Origin of the sequence: Rhizobacter koreensis, assembly GCF_013366375.1 — a bacterium.
Lineage (GTDB): Bacteria > Pseudomonadota > Gammaproteobacteria > Burkholderiales > Burkholderiaceae_C > Schlegelella_A > Schlegelella_A koreensis.
Map to the genome: position 1 here is coordinate 569,183 of NZ_JABWMJ010000001.1, position 14,723 is coordinate 583,905.

At 70.4% G+C, this 14,723-nt stretch carries 14 protein-coding genes; 10 read left to right on the forward strand and 4 right to left on the reverse strand.

Annotated features, from left to right (window positions below; genetic code table 11):
* Position 1 precedes the first annotated feature (1 nt).
* The 4 genes from HQN59_RS02450 to HQN59_RS02465 all read left to right on the forward strand — a co-directional run bounded on the left by HQN59_RS02450 (position 2) and on the right by HQN59_RS02465 (position 5,015).
* The gene (locus HQN59_RS02450) at positions 2-1,189 is read left to right on the forward strand and encodes a CaiB/BaiF CoA transferase family protein (RefSeq protein ID WP_176065696.1); all 1,188 of its coding nucleotides are present in this window, start codon (positions 2-4) and stop codon (positions 1,187-1,189) included.
* 72 nt (positions 1,190-1,261) lie between these two features.
* On the forward strand, positions 1,262-2,722 hold the full coding sequence (locus HQN59_RS02455; RefSeq protein ID WP_425342682.1) for an aldehyde dehydrogenase: 1,461 nt from the start codon (positions 1,262-1,264) through the stop codon (positions 2,720-2,722).
* A gap of 54 nt (positions 2,723-2,776) precedes the next feature.
* Positions 2,777-3,850: a hypothetical protein gene (locus HQN59_RS02460; RefSeq protein ID WP_176065700.1), complete on the forward strand. Its 1,074-nt coding sequence runs from the start codon at positions 2,777-2,779 to the stop codon at positions 3,848-3,850.
* Between the two features lie 10 nt (positions 3,851-3,860).
* The gene (locus HQN59_RS02465; protein WP_176065702.1) at positions 3,861-5,015 is read left to right on the forward strand and encodes an acyl-CoA dehydrogenase family protein; all 1,155 of its coding nucleotides are present in this window, start codon (positions 3,861-3,863) and stop codon (positions 5,013-5,015) included.
* Positions 5,016-5,252: 237 nt separating this feature from the next.
* Here the strand turns inward: HQN59_RS02465 and HQN59_RS02470 are convergent, their stop codons facing one another.
* From HQN59_RS02470 to HQN59_RS02480, 3 genes are all read right to left on the reverse strand, one after another.
* Positions 5,253-6,512 (reverse strand): putative Na+/H+ antiporter, encoded by a 1,260-nt coding sequence (locus HQN59_RS02470; RefSeq protein WP_176065704.1) that lies wholly within the window; start codon positions 6,510-6,512, stop codon positions 5,253-5,255.
* Positions 6,513-6,686: 174 nt separating this feature from the next.
* Positions 6,687-7,166: a TerB family tellurite resistance protein gene (locus HQN59_RS02475; protein WP_176065706.1), complete on the reverse strand. Its 480-nt coding sequence runs from the start codon at positions 7,164-7,166 to the stop codon at positions 6,687-6,689.
* A 90-nt stretch (positions 7,167-7,256) separates the two neighbouring features.
* Entirely contained in the window at positions 7,257-7,586 is a 330-nt protein-coding gene (locus HQN59_RS02480; protein WP_176065708.1) for a hypothetical protein, read from the reverse strand.
* A 104-nt stretch (positions 7,587-7,690) separates the two neighbouring features.
* On the opposite strand from HQN59_RS02480, the gene nhaR reads away from it, so the two are divergent.
* The gene (nhaR, locus tag HQN59_RS02485; protein WP_176065710.1) at positions 7,691-8,629 is read left to right on the forward strand and encodes a transcriptional activator NhaR; all 939 of its coding nucleotides are present in this window, start codon (positions 7,691-7,693) and stop codon (positions 8,627-8,629) included.
* Between the two features lie 102 nt (positions 8,630-8,731).
* Here nhaR and HQN59_RS02490 read toward each other — a convergent pair whose 3' ends face one another.
* On the reverse strand, positions 8,732-9,469 hold the full coding sequence (locus HQN59_RS02490) for an ABC transporter substrate-binding protein (protein WP_176065712.1): 738 nt from the start codon (positions 9,467-9,469) through the stop codon (positions 8,732-8,734).
* Positions 9,470-9,629: 160 nt separating this feature from the next.
* On the opposite strand from HQN59_RS02490, the gene HQN59_RS02495 reads away from it, so the two are divergent.
* The 5 genes from HQN59_RS02495 to HQN59_RS02515 all read left to right on the forward strand — a co-directional run bounded on the left by HQN59_RS02495 (position 9,630) and on the right by HQN59_RS02515 (position 14,696).
* The gene (locus HQN59_RS02495) at positions 9,630-10,430 is read left to right on the forward strand and encodes an alpha/beta fold hydrolase (RefSeq protein ID WP_176065713.1); all 801 of its coding nucleotides are present in this window, start codon (positions 9,630-9,632) and stop codon (positions 10,428-10,430) included.
* A gap of 13 nt (positions 10,431-10,443) precedes the next feature.
* On the forward strand, positions 10,444-11,319 hold the full coding sequence (locus HQN59_RS02500) for an FAD binding domain-containing protein (RefSeq protein WP_176065715.1): 876 nt from the start codon (positions 10,444-10,446) through the stop codon (positions 11,317-11,319).
* Positions 11,316-13,709: a xanthine dehydrogenase family protein molybdopterin-binding subunit gene (locus HQN59_RS02505; RefSeq protein WP_246294634.1), complete on the forward strand. Its 2,394-nt coding sequence runs from the start codon at positions 11,316-11,318 to the stop codon at positions 13,707-13,709. The genes HQN59_RS02500 and HQN59_RS02505 overlap by 4 nt, the downstream gene beginning before the upstream one ends.
* A gap of 45 nt (positions 13,710-13,754) precedes the next feature.
* On the forward strand, positions 13,755-14,246 hold the full coding sequence (locus HQN59_RS02510; RefSeq protein ID WP_176065717.1) for a (2Fe-2S)-binding protein: 492 nt from the start codon (positions 13,755-13,757) through the stop codon (positions 14,244-14,246).
* Between the two features lie 78 nt (positions 14,247-14,324).
* A complete protein-coding gene (locus tag HQN59_RS02515) occupies positions 14,325-14,696 on the forward strand; it encodes a RidA family protein (protein WP_176065719.1) in 372 nt (123 codons plus the stop codon).
* The last annotated feature ends 27 nt before the right edge of the window (positions 14,697-14,723 follow it).

Consider the following 14,723-nt stretch of genomic DNA (forward strand, 5'->3'; position numbering starts at 1 on the left):
GATGAGCGCAGCGGCCGCCGCGCCCGCTGGGCCCCCGTCGGGGCCGCTCAGCGGCATCCGGGTGCTCGAGCTGAGCACCATGATCACCGCCCCGCTGGCCGGCATGATGCTGGCCGACTGGGGAGCCGACGTGGTGAAGGTCGAGAACCCCGATGGCGGCGATCCGTTCCGCAGCTTTCGCGGCGGCACCTACAGCCCGCACTTCTGCGCCTACAACCGCAACAAGCGCAGCGTGGCGCTCGATCTGCGGGCCGCTGCCGGCCGCGCCGCTTTCGAGCGGCTGGTGCGCGAGAGCGACGTGCTGCTCGATAATTTTCGCCCCGGTGTGATGCAGCGGCTCGGCTGGGACGACGCCGCGCTGCTTGCCGTCAACCCGCGCCTGGTGCGCTGCAGCATCACCGGGTTCGGCGGCGACGGCCCGTATGCCAGCCGCCCCGCGTACGACGCGATCGCGCAGGCGCTCAGCGGCATGACAAGCCTCTTCGTCGATGCGGCAGACCCGCGCCTTACCGGTCCGACCATTGCCGACAACGTGACCGGCCAGTACGCCTGCCAGGGCATCCTCGCGGCGCTGCTCGAACGCGAACGCACCGGCGCAGCGCCTCGCGTCGACGTCAACATGCTCGCGGCGACGCTCGCGTTCATGCCCGACCCGTTCGCGTACTACACGCAGATGGACCTCGTGTCGGACCCGTCGCTGCGCGTGCACACCTCGCAGTCGTACGCGTTCGTCTGCAGCGACGGTCGCAACGTCGCGGTGCACCTGTCGTCGCAGTCCAAGTTCTGGGACGGCTTCGTGGCCGCTGTCGAGCGCCCGGAGCTCACGGACGACCCACGCTTCGCGACCCGCCTCGACCGCATCGCCAACTACGAGGCGCTGCGCGCGGAGACAGCACCTGTGTTCGCGCGGCGCACGCGCGGCGACTGGGTCGCGCGCCTCTCTTCGCTCGACGTACCAGTCGCCCCGATCTACGACGTGACAGAGGTGTTCGACGACCCGCAGGTGCGGCATCTGGACAGCTTCGTGGTGCTCGAACACCCGCAGATGGGGCCGGTCACCAGCATCCGTCGTCCGCTGTTCCGGGATGGCACGCGCAGCGACCAGCCGACATCGGCGCCGCCCGTGCTGGGCGAGCACACCGCCGAGGTGCTCGCCGAAGTCGGTGCGCACGCGCCATCCACCGGCTGACCCGGCCGCCCGCCCAGCCCGCACACGACACCGATCGACATGAACGACAGCACCCCTCGCGATACCGGCCGCCTGCACGAGTACGGCCTCTTCATCGGCGGCCGCGATGTGCCGTGCGCGCGCTCGATGGAAAGCCTCAACCCGTACACCGGGAGGCCCTGGGCGCTGGTCCCCGACGGCGAGGAGGCCGACGTCGACCGCGCCGTCGCCGCCGCCCGCGCCGCGTTCGACGGCGGGCCGTGGGCCGAGATGACGCAGTCGCAGCGCGGCGCGCTGCTGCGGCGGCTCGGCGACATCATCAGGCGCGACGCCGCCGAACTCGCCCGCATCGAGTCGACCGATAACGGCAAGCTCTATCGCGAGATGCTCGGCCAGTGGCAGTACCTGCCGGAGTACTACTACTACTTCGCCGGGCTCGCCGACAAGCTGCAGGGCGACACGGTGCCGTCCGACCGCCCGAACTTCTTCATTTACACGCGACGCGAGCCGCTCGGCGTGATCGCCGCGATCACCCCATGGAACTCGCCGGTGCTGCTGCTGACGTTCAAGCTCGCGCCCGGGCTCGCCGCTGGCTGCACGTTCGTGGTCAAGCCGTCCGAGCACACGTCGGTGTCGACGCTCGAGTTCGCCAGGCGCGTGAAGGAAGCGGGCTTTCCGGACGGCGTCTTCAACGTCGTGACAGGGCAGGGTGCGCTCGGCGCCGCGCTCGTGAAGCACCCCGGCGTCGACAAGGTCGCGTTCACCGGCGCTACCGAGACCGGCAAGGTGATCGCCGCTTCGGCGGCCCGCAACCTGACGCGGGTCTCGCTCGAACTCGGGGGCAAGTCGCCCAACATCGTGTTCGCCGACGCCGACCTCGACGTTGCCGCGAACGGAGCAATCGCCGGCATCTTCGGTGCCACGGGCCAGACCTGCATGGCGGGCTCCCGGCTGCTCGTCGAGGAGAGCGCGCACGACGCGTTGCTCGAGAAGATCGTCGAGCGCTCCAAGGCCATACGCCTCGGCGATCCGATGGCAGACGACACCGAGATGGGGCCGGTGTCGAACCAGCCGCAGATGAACAAGGTGCTCGAGTACCTCGAGGTCGCCGTGCAGGACGGTGCGCGCATTGCCTATGGCGGCCGGCAGGATCCGACGCTCGGCGGCCTCTTCGTGCAGCCGACGGTGCTGAGCGGCGTCACCAACGATATGCGGATCGCGCGCGAGGAAGTGTTCGGTCCGATCCTCAGCGTGATTCCGTTCCGGGACGAGGCCGAGGCAGTCACGATCGCCAACGACACCCGCTTCGGCTTGGCGGCCGCCGTGTGGACGCAGAACGTGCACCGCGCGCACCGGGTCGCCCACAAGCTGCGAGCCGGCACGGTGTGGATCAACGCTTACCGCGTCGTGAGCTACGCGACGCCGTTCGGCGGCTACAAGGAAAGCGGCATCGGCCGCGAGAACGGCATCGACAGCATCCGCGAGTACACCGAAACCAAGTCGGTCTACGTCGAGCTGAGCGGCCGACCGCGAGACCCGTTCAAGCTCGGCTGACCGCGGCGCCGCCGGCCGCACTATCCCTGGCAGCAAGCAACAAGGAGACGACCCATGACGAAGACCCTCTGGCTGCGCGGCATCCTCGCCGTATTGCTTGGTGGCACCGCGGTCGGTGCGGCAGCACAGGAGTTCGCCGATCGGGACGTGTCGATGATCGTGAACTACAGCGCGGGCGGGCCGACCGACATCGAGGCGCGCTTGGTTGCGCAGTACCTGCCGAAGCATCTGCAGGGGGTGCGCTCGATCGTCGTGAAGAACGTCGGCGGCGCCGGCGGCGCGATCGGGGTCAACGCACTGGGCGAGGCGAAGGCGCCCGAGCGCTACAGCATTAGCTTCTTCACCTGGGACCCGATCGACCAGCTCATCGCGAACCCGATCCTGCACGTCAAGTACAACGACCTCAAGTTCATCGCGGGCTTCCAGGGCGTTTCGCTGGTGTACGCGCGCAGCGACACGCCACCGGGACTCAAGCGCCCGGCCGACATCGCCAAGGCGACGCTGGTGCGCTCGGGGTTCCTCTCGCCCACGAACCACGCGACGGTGCGCCAGCGCCTCGCATTCGACCTGCTCGGAGTCAAGTACGAGTCGATCCCGGGGTATCGAGGCCTCAAGGACATCGAGATCGCGTTGATGCGCGGCGAGATCAACGCGACCAACAACTCGCTGCCGAGCTGGTACTCGACGATCAAGCCGAACATGGCCGACAAGGGAATTGTGATCCCGCTGTTCCAGTACGACTACGACGGCTCGGACAGCAAGAGCGGGCGCAGTGCGGACCTGCCGGACGTGATGAGCTTCTCCGAGGTGCATCGGGAGGTGAAGGGCACCGTCCCTTCGGGGCAGAAGTGGGAGGCGCTGCAGCTCCTCACGCAGATCATGGACAGCATGTATCGCACCGTCTTCATGCCGCCGAATGCCCCGCCCGCAGCGGTAGAAGAGATGCGCCGCGCCTTCGAGCGGCTCTCGCGCGACCCTGAGTTCATTGCGGCATACGAGAAGATCGTGACCACCAAGCCGCGCATGATCATCGGTGCGCGCGGCGACACGATCGTGCAGTCGCTCGGCAAGGTGCCGCCGGAGACGCTCGCGTTCTTCCGCAGCTATCTCGCCGACGCGGCGCGCTGAGGTTCGCCGCATGGACTTCGAACTGCCCGACGAGCTGCACATGCTGCAGGGCGAACTGCGCAAGTTCGTCGATCGCGAGCTGATCCCGATCGAGACCGGCGCGCAGCAGGGCGCCGACCTGCGCCCCGAGCTGCGCAAACGCCTTGGCGAGATGACGCGCGCCATGGGGCTGTGGCATTTCGCGACGCCGGTCGAACTCGGCGGGCAGGGCCTCGGCATGCTGGCTCGTGCGGTGGTCTGGGAGCAGATGGGTCGGACCACTGCGCTGCCGACGCGCAAGTGGCAGATCTTCGGGCCCGAGGTGAGCCCGACGCTGTACCTGCTCGACGAGCGCCAGCGTGCCGAGTACCTGTTGCCCGTCGTGCGCGGCGAGAAGACCGACTGCTTCGCGCAGACCGAGGCCGAGGCCGGCGGCGACCCGGCCGCCATGCGGACCAGCGCGGTACGTGACGGCGACCACTACGTGATCAACGGCAGCAAGCGCTTCATCACCTCGGCCGATACGGCGAGCTTCGCCCAGGTGATCGCGAGGACCGATGCGTCGCGCGGCGCGCACGGCGGCATCTCGGCCTTTCTCGTCGACATGGACACGCCCGGCGTGCGCATCCTCCGCAAGGAAAAGACGATGATGGACGACGAGCCGTGCGACGTCGCCTTCGACAACGTGCGCGTACCGGCCTGGAAGCGGATCGGTGCCGAGGGCGACGGCTTCAAGGTCGGTCAGGCGTGGATCAACCACGGCCGCATCCGCCACGGCGCGCGCGCGCTCGGCGTGATGGAACGCTGCATCGAGCTCGGCGCGCGCTACGCGAAGCAGCGCGTCACGTTCGGCAAGCCGCTCGCCGAACGCCAGTCGATCCAGTGGATGCTGGTCGATTCCTACATCGAGCTGCAGATGCTGCGCCTGATGGTCTATCGCACGGCGTGGCGGTACGACCAGGGCGAAGACGTCCGGTACGACGCCTACATCGTGAAGATGCGGGGAGATCGGCTTTCCTTCGAATGCGCCGACCACTGCATGCAGATCCACGGCGGCGCCGGTCTCACGCGCGAGCTGCCGATCGAGAAGTTCTGGCGCGACCAGCGCAGCATGATGATCACCGAGGGTCCCGAGGAGATCCTCAAGTCGGCCCTGTCGCGCCGCGTGTTCGAGCTCTACGCGTGACGGGCGTGCGCGTTCCGGTGTAGCCCCCCCTGCGGGAGCGGCAACCGATCGGCCGTACGGCGCGCTTACCTGCTCCCGGCGCTCCCGGCGCTCCCGGCGCTCCCGGTGCCCGGGCCGCGGCAGCACAGGAGTAGGCGCGTTCGACGACGCTGGGGTCGGGGCGTGCTGATCGAGCAGGCAAGGGTGGCAAACCGAATGACCGCATGCCGCGCTTCATCAGGCCGGGCGCGGCCGGCGTCACAGCACGAGCAACGCCGCCGCGGCGATCGCGGTCGGAGCGAGGGCGCCGAGCAACAGCCCGCCGATGCTGATCGTCTCGTCCGTGAAGCCGCGCTTGAGCAAGGCGACGCCGGCCGGGTTGGGTGCGTTCGCGATGATGGTCAGACCGCCACCCGCGACCGCGCCGGCCACGAGCATGTATTTCGATTCGTCGGAGATCCCGGCGATCAGCGAGCCGAGGTACGTCAGCGCCGCGTTGTCGGTGATCGCGGTGAGGCCGAGGGCGCTGAAGAACAGCGCCAGCGGCGCGAGGCGCGACACGATCGGCTGCAGCCACCATTGCTGCAGCCCGCCGAGCACCACGAGGCCGGCGAGGAAGAACGCCACCAGCAAGGCCTCTCTCACGACGAGCGGGTCCTGGTGGCGCGCGTAGGCCTGCGTGATGCCGAGGAACAGCAGGAAGATGCCGAGGAATGCCACCGGGTGGTGTGCGAACAGCACCACGAGAACCAGCAGCCCGAGGTGCACCAAGGTGAGCGACAGCGGGACCGGCGGCACCGTCGCGGTGTCGGCTGCAGCCGGTGCGACCAGGAGGTGCCGGCGCAGCAGGAAGGTCGCGATGCTCGCGTTCGCCACCACCGCGAGTGCCGCCTTCCAGCCGAACGTGGCGAACATGTACGCGCTGTCCCATTGCCAGGTGGCGGCCACCATCAGCACCGGCGGCGCTGCATACGACGTGAGCGTGCCGCCGATCGAGACGTTCACGAACAGCACGCCGAGTCCCAAATACTTCATGCGCTCCGGCACCTCGGTCCGGAAGAGGCGCGGTGCGAGCAGCAAGGCGGCGATCGTCATCGCGGCGGGCTCGGTGACCAGCGAGCCCAGCAGCGGCACGCCGGCCAGGCCCAGCCAGGCGGTCGCGACAGGGGTCGGCAGCGGCAGCAGGCGGGCGGCAGCATCGACGACCCTCGTCACCGTCCGCAGCACCGGCCGCGAGGCGGCGATCACCATCACGACGAAGACGAACAGCGGCTCGGTGTAGTTGCGCGACTCCGCATATTCGAGCGCAGGCGCGGCGCCGACCACGAGCGCGAGGCCGAGCACCAGCACGATGGCCCAGAAGCCGAAAACGACCTCGACCTCGCCCAGCAGATGGAAGACGCCCGCGTGACGCGGGTAACGGTGCGACAGTCGCTCGAACTGCTTGGCGGCGAAGGTATGCAGCAGCGCGACGGCAAAGATCGCCGCCGCCATCCACTGGACCGTGGGGTCGGACATCGGGCCTCCTGACTCGTGACGGAGCAGCGAGGCGGCCCGACCATCGCAAGAACCTGGAAACGCCCGATGCGGCGTCCCACCCAGCGGCGGATCTTACCGGCGGCACTCGCGCCGCCGCTCCCTGACGCCGGGGCGGTCGCGCGTGATGCCGCTGCCGCCCCGCTGCGCCGCGGGCTACGTCACCCTTGACGCCGAGCCGCGCGGCACGACCTGGAAGTCGAGGCCGTAGACGAGCAACTCGACCCGCGCCTGATCGACCGGCGCCAGCACCCAGTGGTCGAGCGCCGTGCGCAGGACGAGCGACTCGCGCGGATGCACGTCGCCGTCGGCCTCGATCACGCCGACGCAGAGCTCGAGCACGAGCGTCTGCAGAGCGGTGTCGTCGACCTCGCCGAGCCACGCCGCCAGGGTCGCGTGCTCGATGAGGGCGTCGCCCGTATCGGTCTTGCCGTTCATCAGGTCCTCGCAAAGATCGTCGAGCACCGCGTCCCATTGCAGCCCTTGCAGGCCGAGGCGTGCGACGGCGTCGAGCTGCGTCAGGCGCCGCCACTCGACCGCCTTGATGTCGCCGTTGGCGAGCAGCGCCGCAGCGACGATGCGGGCCGCCGCCGGTGGGCTGTTGCGCGGGTAGGTCCGGAAGTTCCCCTGGTTCATGCTGGCGGTCTCCGTGGGTTCGAAAGCGTCGTGAATCGCCGGCTCGCGAGCCGCAGGCCCGTGGCGAGCGTCGGGCGGTCCTGGTGGACGTCAGGCGTCGCCTGGACCTGCGCCGTCGCCGGCCCCGGTCGTCAGCTGCGTCTCGACGAGGCGGCCGACGCGATCGACGGCGCGATCGATCGTGCCGTAGGCGTCGGTGCCGACGTCGACCACGCGGGCCGGCGGGACGCCGTTCAGCTCGACCCGCATCGCGCAGTAGGTGTCGCGGTGACCGCGCCGGCTGCGCGTGTCGCCCACCTTGACGGCGATGTAGGCGACGCGGTCGCTGCGGTGCAGGAGCCGAAGATGCAGGCGCCGCCGTGCGTGCTCGGCGAGCGCGGCCGCGCCACGGCTGGCGTCAATGTGGAACCGGATGTCCATGGCAAGCCCTCGGGGTGTTGCAGACCGGGCCAATCTAGGGCCATGCGGACCGTGGGTAAATTCGATTAGTCCGGCGACGTGGTTCGGATAAATCTGAGGCTCACGTGAACTACAAGCACCTCCACTACTTCATGCAGGTGGCCGAGAGCGGCAGCGTTGCCGCGGCGAGCCGCCAGCTCAACCTGACGCCGCAGACGGTCAGCGCGCAGATCCAGCTGCTCGCCGAGCGGCTCGGCGGGCCGCTGTTCGAGAAGGTCGGTCGGCGGCTCCAGCTCACCGAGACCGGCGAGCTCGCGCTCGACTACGCGCGGCAGATCTTCTCGCTCGGCTCCGAGCTCGAGGCCGCGGTACGCCAGAGCGCGCTCACGGCGCGCCTGCTCGAGTTCCGCGTCGGCGTGGCGGATGCGGTGCCGAAGTCGATCGCCTATCACCTGGTCGAACCGGCGCTTTCGGTCGAGCCGCCGGTGCGCATCGTGTGTCGTGAGTGGCGGCTCGAGCGTCTGCTGGCCGAGCTCGCCGTGCACACGCTCGATCTCGTCATCTCCGATTCACCGCTGCCGCCGACCGTGAGCGTCAAGGCGTTCAGCCATGCCCTGGGGCGCTCGCGCATCGGGGTCTACGCGGCGCCGGCATTGCGGGCTGCGTGGGGCGGCCCCTTTCCGGAGTGCCTGAACGGCGCGCCGCTCCTGATGCCGGGCGAGGATTCCGCCGTCGGCCGGCGCCTGCACGGCTGGTTCAAGGCGCGCGGCCTCAGGCCGAGCATCGTCGGCGAGTTCGACGACAGCGCGCTGGCCCAGGAGTTCGGCCGCGAAGGTGTGGGCTTCTACCTGGGCCCCGACGTGCTCGCCGGCGAGATCCAGGCGCGGCTGCAGGTCGACGCCGTCGGCGTGATCGACGGCGTCGAGGAGCAGTTCTACGCGATCTCGATCGAGCGGCGCATCACGCATCCCTGCGTGCTGGCCATCACGCGTGCCGCGCGCGCCGAGCTGTTCGGCTCGACCCTCGCATCACGGCGGGGCCGAGCGGCGGCCAGGAAAGGTTGACCGACACGGCCGCGCTCGCATCGGCCTGACCCACGCCCACGGCAGTGACGCAGGCGATGCGTGCAAACGGTCAGACCACTCGGTGCAGCCGGCCCGTCGGGTTCAACCCGCGCCCGGCGGCGCGACCTGCGCGTCCATCTGCCCGCTCGCGCGCAGGGCGTCGGCGACGAAGCCGCTCGCCTTCATTGACTCGATGTAGCCCTCGAGCTGCGGCAGGGCCGCGGCACGCGAGCGCGGCAGTGCCATCGCCTGGCGGATCGCCGTGAAGCGCCCCGGCAGCACACGAAAGCCGGGGTGCTCGCGCGCGTACTGCTCGAGCGGCTGACGCACCCCGGCGGCGGCGTCGAGGCGCTGCTCGGCGAACGTGTCGATCGACGCTTCGGAGGTGGCGGCACGCACCAGCTCGGCGTTCTTGAGCGCGCGCGACAGGAAGAGGTCGTACGCGGCGCCGAGCCCGACCGCGATGCGCACGCCGCTGCGGTCGAGGTCGTCGACCTCCCGGAACGGGGCGTCGTCGCGGACGAGGTAGGTGCCTTCGATGATCACGTACGGTGCGGTGAACGCGATCTGCTCGGCCCGCAACGGGTCGATCGCAAGGAAGGCGATGTCCCAGGCGTCGCGCGCCACGGCGTCGACCACCTTGCCGGCGGCGTCGAAGAACACGAAGTCGAGCGGCACCTCGAGCCGCTCGGCGAGCGCGGTCGCGAGCGCCACCGACACGCCGCGCTGCGACCCGTCGGGGCCGCGCTGCGCGAGCACCGGGTTGCCGTAGTTGATGGCGGCACGCAGGCGCCCGCTCGGGGCGAACTGTGCGGCGTCGGCGGGGGTGGGGAGCGGCATGGCGGTCCGGTCTCGCGGGTGTCGATCGGTGGCGGGTCACGGGTTCCTCATGAAGCGTCTTCATGGGAGCGGCCCATATTATTCGTTTGCCCGCCGGGCCGGCCGCGCACACCATCTCGCCGCAGCGGCCGCGCCCGACGACATTCACAGGACCTCATCGATGCAACACATCCGCGCGAGCGACGGCATCCGGATCGCCGTCGACGTCCACGAGGGCGCGTCCGGGCAGCCGCGCCTGGCGCTGATCCATTCCTTGGCGATGGACCACGCCTTCTGGGCGCCGGTCGTCGAGCGCCTGACGGCCGAGGCCGCCATCGTCGCGATCGACGCGCGCGGTCACGGCGCCTCGGACAAGCCGCTCGGCCCGTACACGGCCGAGCGCATGGCGGCCGACCTCGCCGACGTGCTCGACGCGCTCGGCTGGCCCGCAGCGGTGGTCGCCGGTGCGTCCATGGGCGGCTGCCTTGCCCTGCAGTTCGCGGCCGACTACCCGGAGCGCACGCAAGGGCTCGGCCTCGTCGACACCACCGCGTGGTACGGACCGGAGGCGCCGAAGGACTGGGCCGCGCGCGGCGAGCGTGCACGCAGCCAGGGCCTCGCGTCGATGATCGACTTCCAGCGCACCCGGTGGTTCAGCGACGAGTTCCAGTCGGCGCACCCTGAAGTCGTCGCGCGCTGCGTCGAGACCTTCGTGCTGAACGACGTCGAGGCATTCGACGCCACGTGCAACATGCTCGGCCGGTTCGACGGCCGTGCGAGTCTCGCCGGCATCCGCGTGCCGACCGCGGTGATCGTCGGCGAGCAGGACTATGCGGCGCCGGTCGCGATGGCCGAGGCGCTGCGCGACGGCATCGCGGGCGCGCAGCTCACCGTCATTCCGGGCGCGCGCCACCTCACGCCGCTCGAGACGCCCGACGTCGTCGTCGGCGAGTTGCGCCGGCTGCTGCAGATGGCCGCCTGAAGGCGAACGACGCATGGTGCCTTTCGAGTTCCTGGTCCCCGACACCCTCGACGAAGCGGTCGCGCTGCTCGACCCCGACGATCCCGGGATCCGCCCGGTCGGCGGCGGCACCGCGATCATGCTGATGATGAAGGCCGGCGTGCTCGCCCCGACGCGGCTCGTCAGCCTGCAGCGCATCGAGCCGCGCTGGTCGGAGATCCGTGTCGACGCCGCCGGCGCGCTGGTGATCGGCGGACGCACGCGCCTCGCCGCACTCGAGCATCACCCCGAGGTCCGGCGCGGCTGGCCGGTGCTCGCGCGCACCCTGCGCACGCTTTCCAACGTGCGGGTGCGCAGCGTCGCGACGATCGGCGGCAACCTCGCGCACGCCGACCCGCACCTCGACCTGCCGCCGGTGCTGTCGGCGCTCGGGGCGAGTGTCACGGTGGTCGGACCAAACGGGAGGCGCACGGTCGCGGTCGCCGACCTCTGCACCGGCTACTTCGAGACCGTGCTCGCCCGCGACGAGTTGATCTGCGAGGTGACGGTGCCACCGCAGCGCGGCCCGGCGAGCTACATGAAGGTCACCACCCGCGCGGCACACGACTGGCCGGCGCTCGGCCTCGCGGTCGCCCTCGACGCCGACGCGGCGGCCGGGACGATCCGCAGCGCAAGCATCTACATCGGGGCCGCGACCGACCGGCCGACGCGGCTCGTGGCCGCCGAGGCGCTGCTCGCCGGCGCCAGCGCCGACGACGCGACCCTGCGCCGCGCCGGCGAGGCCGCCGCCGCCGAGATCGACATCGTCGGCGACCCGCACGGCTCGGCGCCGTACAAGTGCCACCTGCTGCGCGTGACGCTCGGCCGTGCCGTGCGCAACGCGCTCGCCCACGCAGGACGCGTCGCATGACCAACACCGCACCGCCGCTCGACGCGTCGGCGTTCGACCGCGAGACGCTCGAGGACTCGCCGTTCGCCCCGCTCACGAGGAACGACGCGCCCGAGCCCGAACCGATGGCGGCGCACGGGCCGCAGGTCGGCCGCCGCATGGAGCGCCTCGAGTCGCGCGCCAAGGTGACCGGCCGCGCCGACTACACGCACAACGTGGTGCTCCCGCGGATGCTGCACGCCAAGATCGCGCGCAGCACCGTGGCGCACGCGCGCATCCGCTCGATCGACGTCAGCGAGGCCGCGGCGCTGCCCGGCGTGCACTCGGTGGTCACCGCCGCCGACGTGAAGCGCGTCATCGCCAAGCCTTTCTACGGCCCGGCGTTCCACGACCAGCCGATCCTCGCCATCGACAAGGTGCGCCACGTCGGCGAGCCGGTCGCGGTGGTGCTGGCGTCCGACCTGCACGTGGCCGAGGCGGCGACGCACCTGATCCGCATCGACTACGACGTGCTGCCGGCGGTGTTCGACGAGGTCGAGGCCGCGAGCTCCGACGTCTTCGTGCACGACGAGCTCAAGCCCGCCGGTACCTTCCCCGATCTCAAGCACCTGCAGGGGCGGAGCGGCACCAACGTCGCGCTCGACTTCAAGGTGCGGCGCGGCGACGTCGACAAGGCGTTCGCCGAGGCCGCGCACGTGTTCGACGATACCTTCCGCACCGGGCAGGTGATGCACGTCCCGCTCGAGCCGATGGTCACGGTGGTCGACCCCGGCGACGAGCACATCGTGATCCACACCGCGTCGCAGAGCCCGTCGTTCGTGCGCATCGAGATCGCGCGCCTGCTGGGCTGGCGCGAGAACCAGGTGCAGGTGAAGACGCGCCTGCTCGGCGGCGGCTTCGGCGCCAAGCTCTACATCAAGCTGGAGGCGCTGGCGACGGCGCTCGCGCTGCTCGCGCGCCGGCCCGTGCGCGTGGCGCTCACGATGGAGGAGCAGTTCTTCACCATCACCAAGCACGGCACCACGTTCCGCATCCAGAGCGCGGTGAACGCCGACGGCATCATCACCGGACGGCGCTGCGAGGTGTGGTGGAACGGCGGCGCATATGCCGACATCGGGCCGCGCGTCACGCAGAAGTCGGGCTTCACCGCATCGGGGCCGTACGACATCGAGAACGTCAGCATCGACTCGTACCAGGTCTACACCAACCTGCCGCCGGCCGGCGCGTTCCGCGGCTTCGGCATCACCCAGGTGGTGTGGGGCTACGAGTGCCAGGCCGACATCATCGCGCGCCGGCTCGGCCTCGACCCCGTGGAGTTCCGGCGCCGCAACCTGCTGCGCGAGGGACGCCCGCACGCGACGGGCACGCCGATGCACGACGCCGCGCTGCATCGCGTGCTCGAGCTCACCGCCGAGCGCATGCAGTGGAATCAGCCGTTCGACCACGGCACGCCGGAGCGGCGGCGCGGCCGCGGCATCGCGATCGGCTTCAAGGCGCTGGTCGCGCCGACCACGTCGGTCGCCACGCTCAGCCTGCAGGGCGACGGCAGCGCGATCCTCTCGATGAGCACGGTCGACATGGGGCAGGGCTCCGACACCGCGATGGCGATGGTCGCCGCCGAGGTGCTCGGCATCCGCGCCGAGCGCGTGCGCGTGGTCCACCCCGACACCGACAGCACGCCGTACGACATGGCGACGCTCGGCTCGCGCTCGACCTTCCACATGGCGCACGCGGTGCGCCTCGCGGCCGAGGACGTGCTCGCGAAGCTCTCGGCCATGGCCACCGAACTCGGCGTGCCTGACCGTGGCGCGGCCGGCGCCGGCGAGCTGCTGCGCAGGAAGTACGGCATGCCGGCCGGCAACATCGTCGGCACCGGCAGCTTCGTGCCGCCGTACGTCTCGCCCGATCACGACACCGGGCAGTCGCCCGACATCACGCCGAACTGGATGATCGGCGCGGCGGGCGTCGAGGTCGAGGTCGACACCGAGACCGGTCACATCGAGATCGTGCGCTTCGAGAACGTGGTCGATTGCGGCACGCCGATCAACCCGAAGATCGTCGAGACGCAGATCTCGAGCGCGGCCATCCAGCAGCTCGGCATGACGCTGTTCGAGGAGATGGAGTTCGACGAGCTCGGCCAGCTGCGCAACGCCTCGTTCGCCGAGTACAAGATCCCGGGCATCCACGACATCCCCGAACGCATCGGCTGCGCGATCGCCGACAACGTGCAGCGCAACGGGCCGTTCGGCGCCAAGGGCGTCGGCGAGAGCGGCACCTTCGGCGTTTCGCCGGCCATCGCGGCGGCGATCGAGGACGCCGTCGGCGTGCGCCTGACCGCCCTGCCGCTCAAGCCGGAGGCGGTGTACCGCGCGATCGCGGCGGCACGAGGCGACGCGCTGGCCGATGCCTGAACCCCGGACTGTCGCAACGACACACGATCAACCGACCACCACGACATGAGCGACACCACGATCCCGATCCGCTTCGTCCTCAACGGCGAGCGCGTCGACGCGCGCGTCGAGGGCTACGAGACGCTGCTCGAGGTGCTGCGCACGCGCTTCGGCCTCTACGGCGCGCGCGAGAGCTGCGGCCAGGGCCTGTGCGGCTGCTGCACGATCAACGTCGACGGCGACGCCGTCACCGGCTGCATCTACCCGGCCATTCACGCCGACGGCGCCGAGGTGAGCACGATCGAGAGTCTCGAGAAGGAGGGCGTGCTCGACCCGGTGCAGCAGGCGTTCATCGACTGCGGCGCGTTCCAGTGCGGCTTCTGCACGTCGGGCTTCATCCTGATGAGCCGTCAGCTGCTCGACCGCAACCCCGACCCCAGCGAGGCCGAGATCCGCAGTTACCTGTCCGGGAATCTCTGCCGCTGCGGCGCCTACCCCGAGATCGTGCAGGCGGTGCGGCTCGCGGCCGAGCGCATGCGCGCCGCCGCGCCAGCCTGAGCCGCGCGCGCCGCTACGCGCGCTGCGAGCGATCGATCAGTCCCCCGCTCCTGGCGGAGCCTCGACGAGGAACACGCGATGCGCATCATCTCGACCCCCGACGCACCGGCGCCCGGCGGCCACTACTCGCAAGCCATCGAGGCGAACGGCTTTGTCTTCGTCTCGGGCATGCTGCCCGGCCCGCCCGCCGCCGGCGAGACCGACAGCTTCGAGCGTCAGGTGCGCGCGACGCTCGGCCACTGCCGGCGGCTGCTCGAAGCAAGCAGCCGCCGACTCGAGGACGTCGTGCAGGTCACCGCCTACATCGTGGGCATCGAGCACTGGCCGCAGTTCAACGCCATCTATGCCGAGGTCTTCGGCGGCCACAAGCCCGCGCGTGCGGTGGTGCCGGTGCCGTGCCTGCATCACGACTACCTCATCGAGATCCAGATGGTCGCGCTCGGCGGCTAGTGCCATCGGGCTTGTGCGGAGGCGGCC

Bases quoted from the DNA above. Each gene is read 5' to 3' on its own strand.
- HQN59_RS02450 (WP_176065696.1), top strand. From the start codon at position 2: ATGAGCGCAGCGGCCGCCGCGCCCGCTGGGCCCCCGTCGGGGCCGCTC.
- HQN59_RS02460 (WP_176065700.1), top strand. From the start codon at position 2,777: ATGACGAAGACCCTCTGGCTGCGCGGCATCCTCGCCGTATTGCTTGGT.
- HQN59_RS02465 (WP_176065702.1), top strand. From the start codon at position 3,861: ATGGACTTCGAACTGCCCGACGAGCTGCACATGCTGCAGGGCGAACTG.
- HQN59_RS02470 (WP_176065704.1), bottom strand. From the start codon at position 6,512: ATGTCCGACCCCACGGTCCAGTGGATGGCGGCGGCGATCTTTGCCGTC.
- HQN59_RS02475 (WP_176065706.1), bottom strand. From the start codon at position 7,166: ATGAACCAGGGGAACTTCCGGACCTACCCGCGCAACAGCCCACCGGCG.
- HQN59_RS02480 (WP_176065708.1), bottom strand. From the start codon at position 7,586: ATGGACATCCGGTTCCACATTGACGCCAGCCGTGGCGCGGCCGCGCTC.
- HQN59_RS02490 (WP_176065712.1), bottom strand. From the start codon at position 9,469: ATGCCGCTCCCCACCCCCGCCGACGCCGCACAGTTCGCCCCGAGCGGG.
- HQN59_RS02495 (WP_176065713.1), top strand. From the start codon at position 9,630: ATGCAACACATCCGCGCGAGCGACGGCATCCGGATCGCCGTCGACGTC.
- HQN59_RS02500 (WP_176065715.1), top strand. From the start codon at position 10,444: ATGGTGCCTTTCGAGTTCCTGGTCCCCGACACCCTCGACGAAGCGGTC.
- HQN59_RS02505 (WP_246294634.1), top strand. From the start codon at position 11,316: ATGACCAACACCGCACCGCCGCTCGACGCGTCGGCGTTCGACCGCGAG.
- HQN59_RS02510 (WP_176065717.1), top strand. From the start codon at position 13,755: ATGAGCGACACCACGATCCCGATCCGCTTCGTCCTCAACGGCGAGCGC.
- HQN59_RS02515 (WP_176065719.1), top strand. From the start codon at position 14,325: ATGCGCATCATCTCGACCCCCGACGCACCGGCGCCCGGCGGCCACTAC.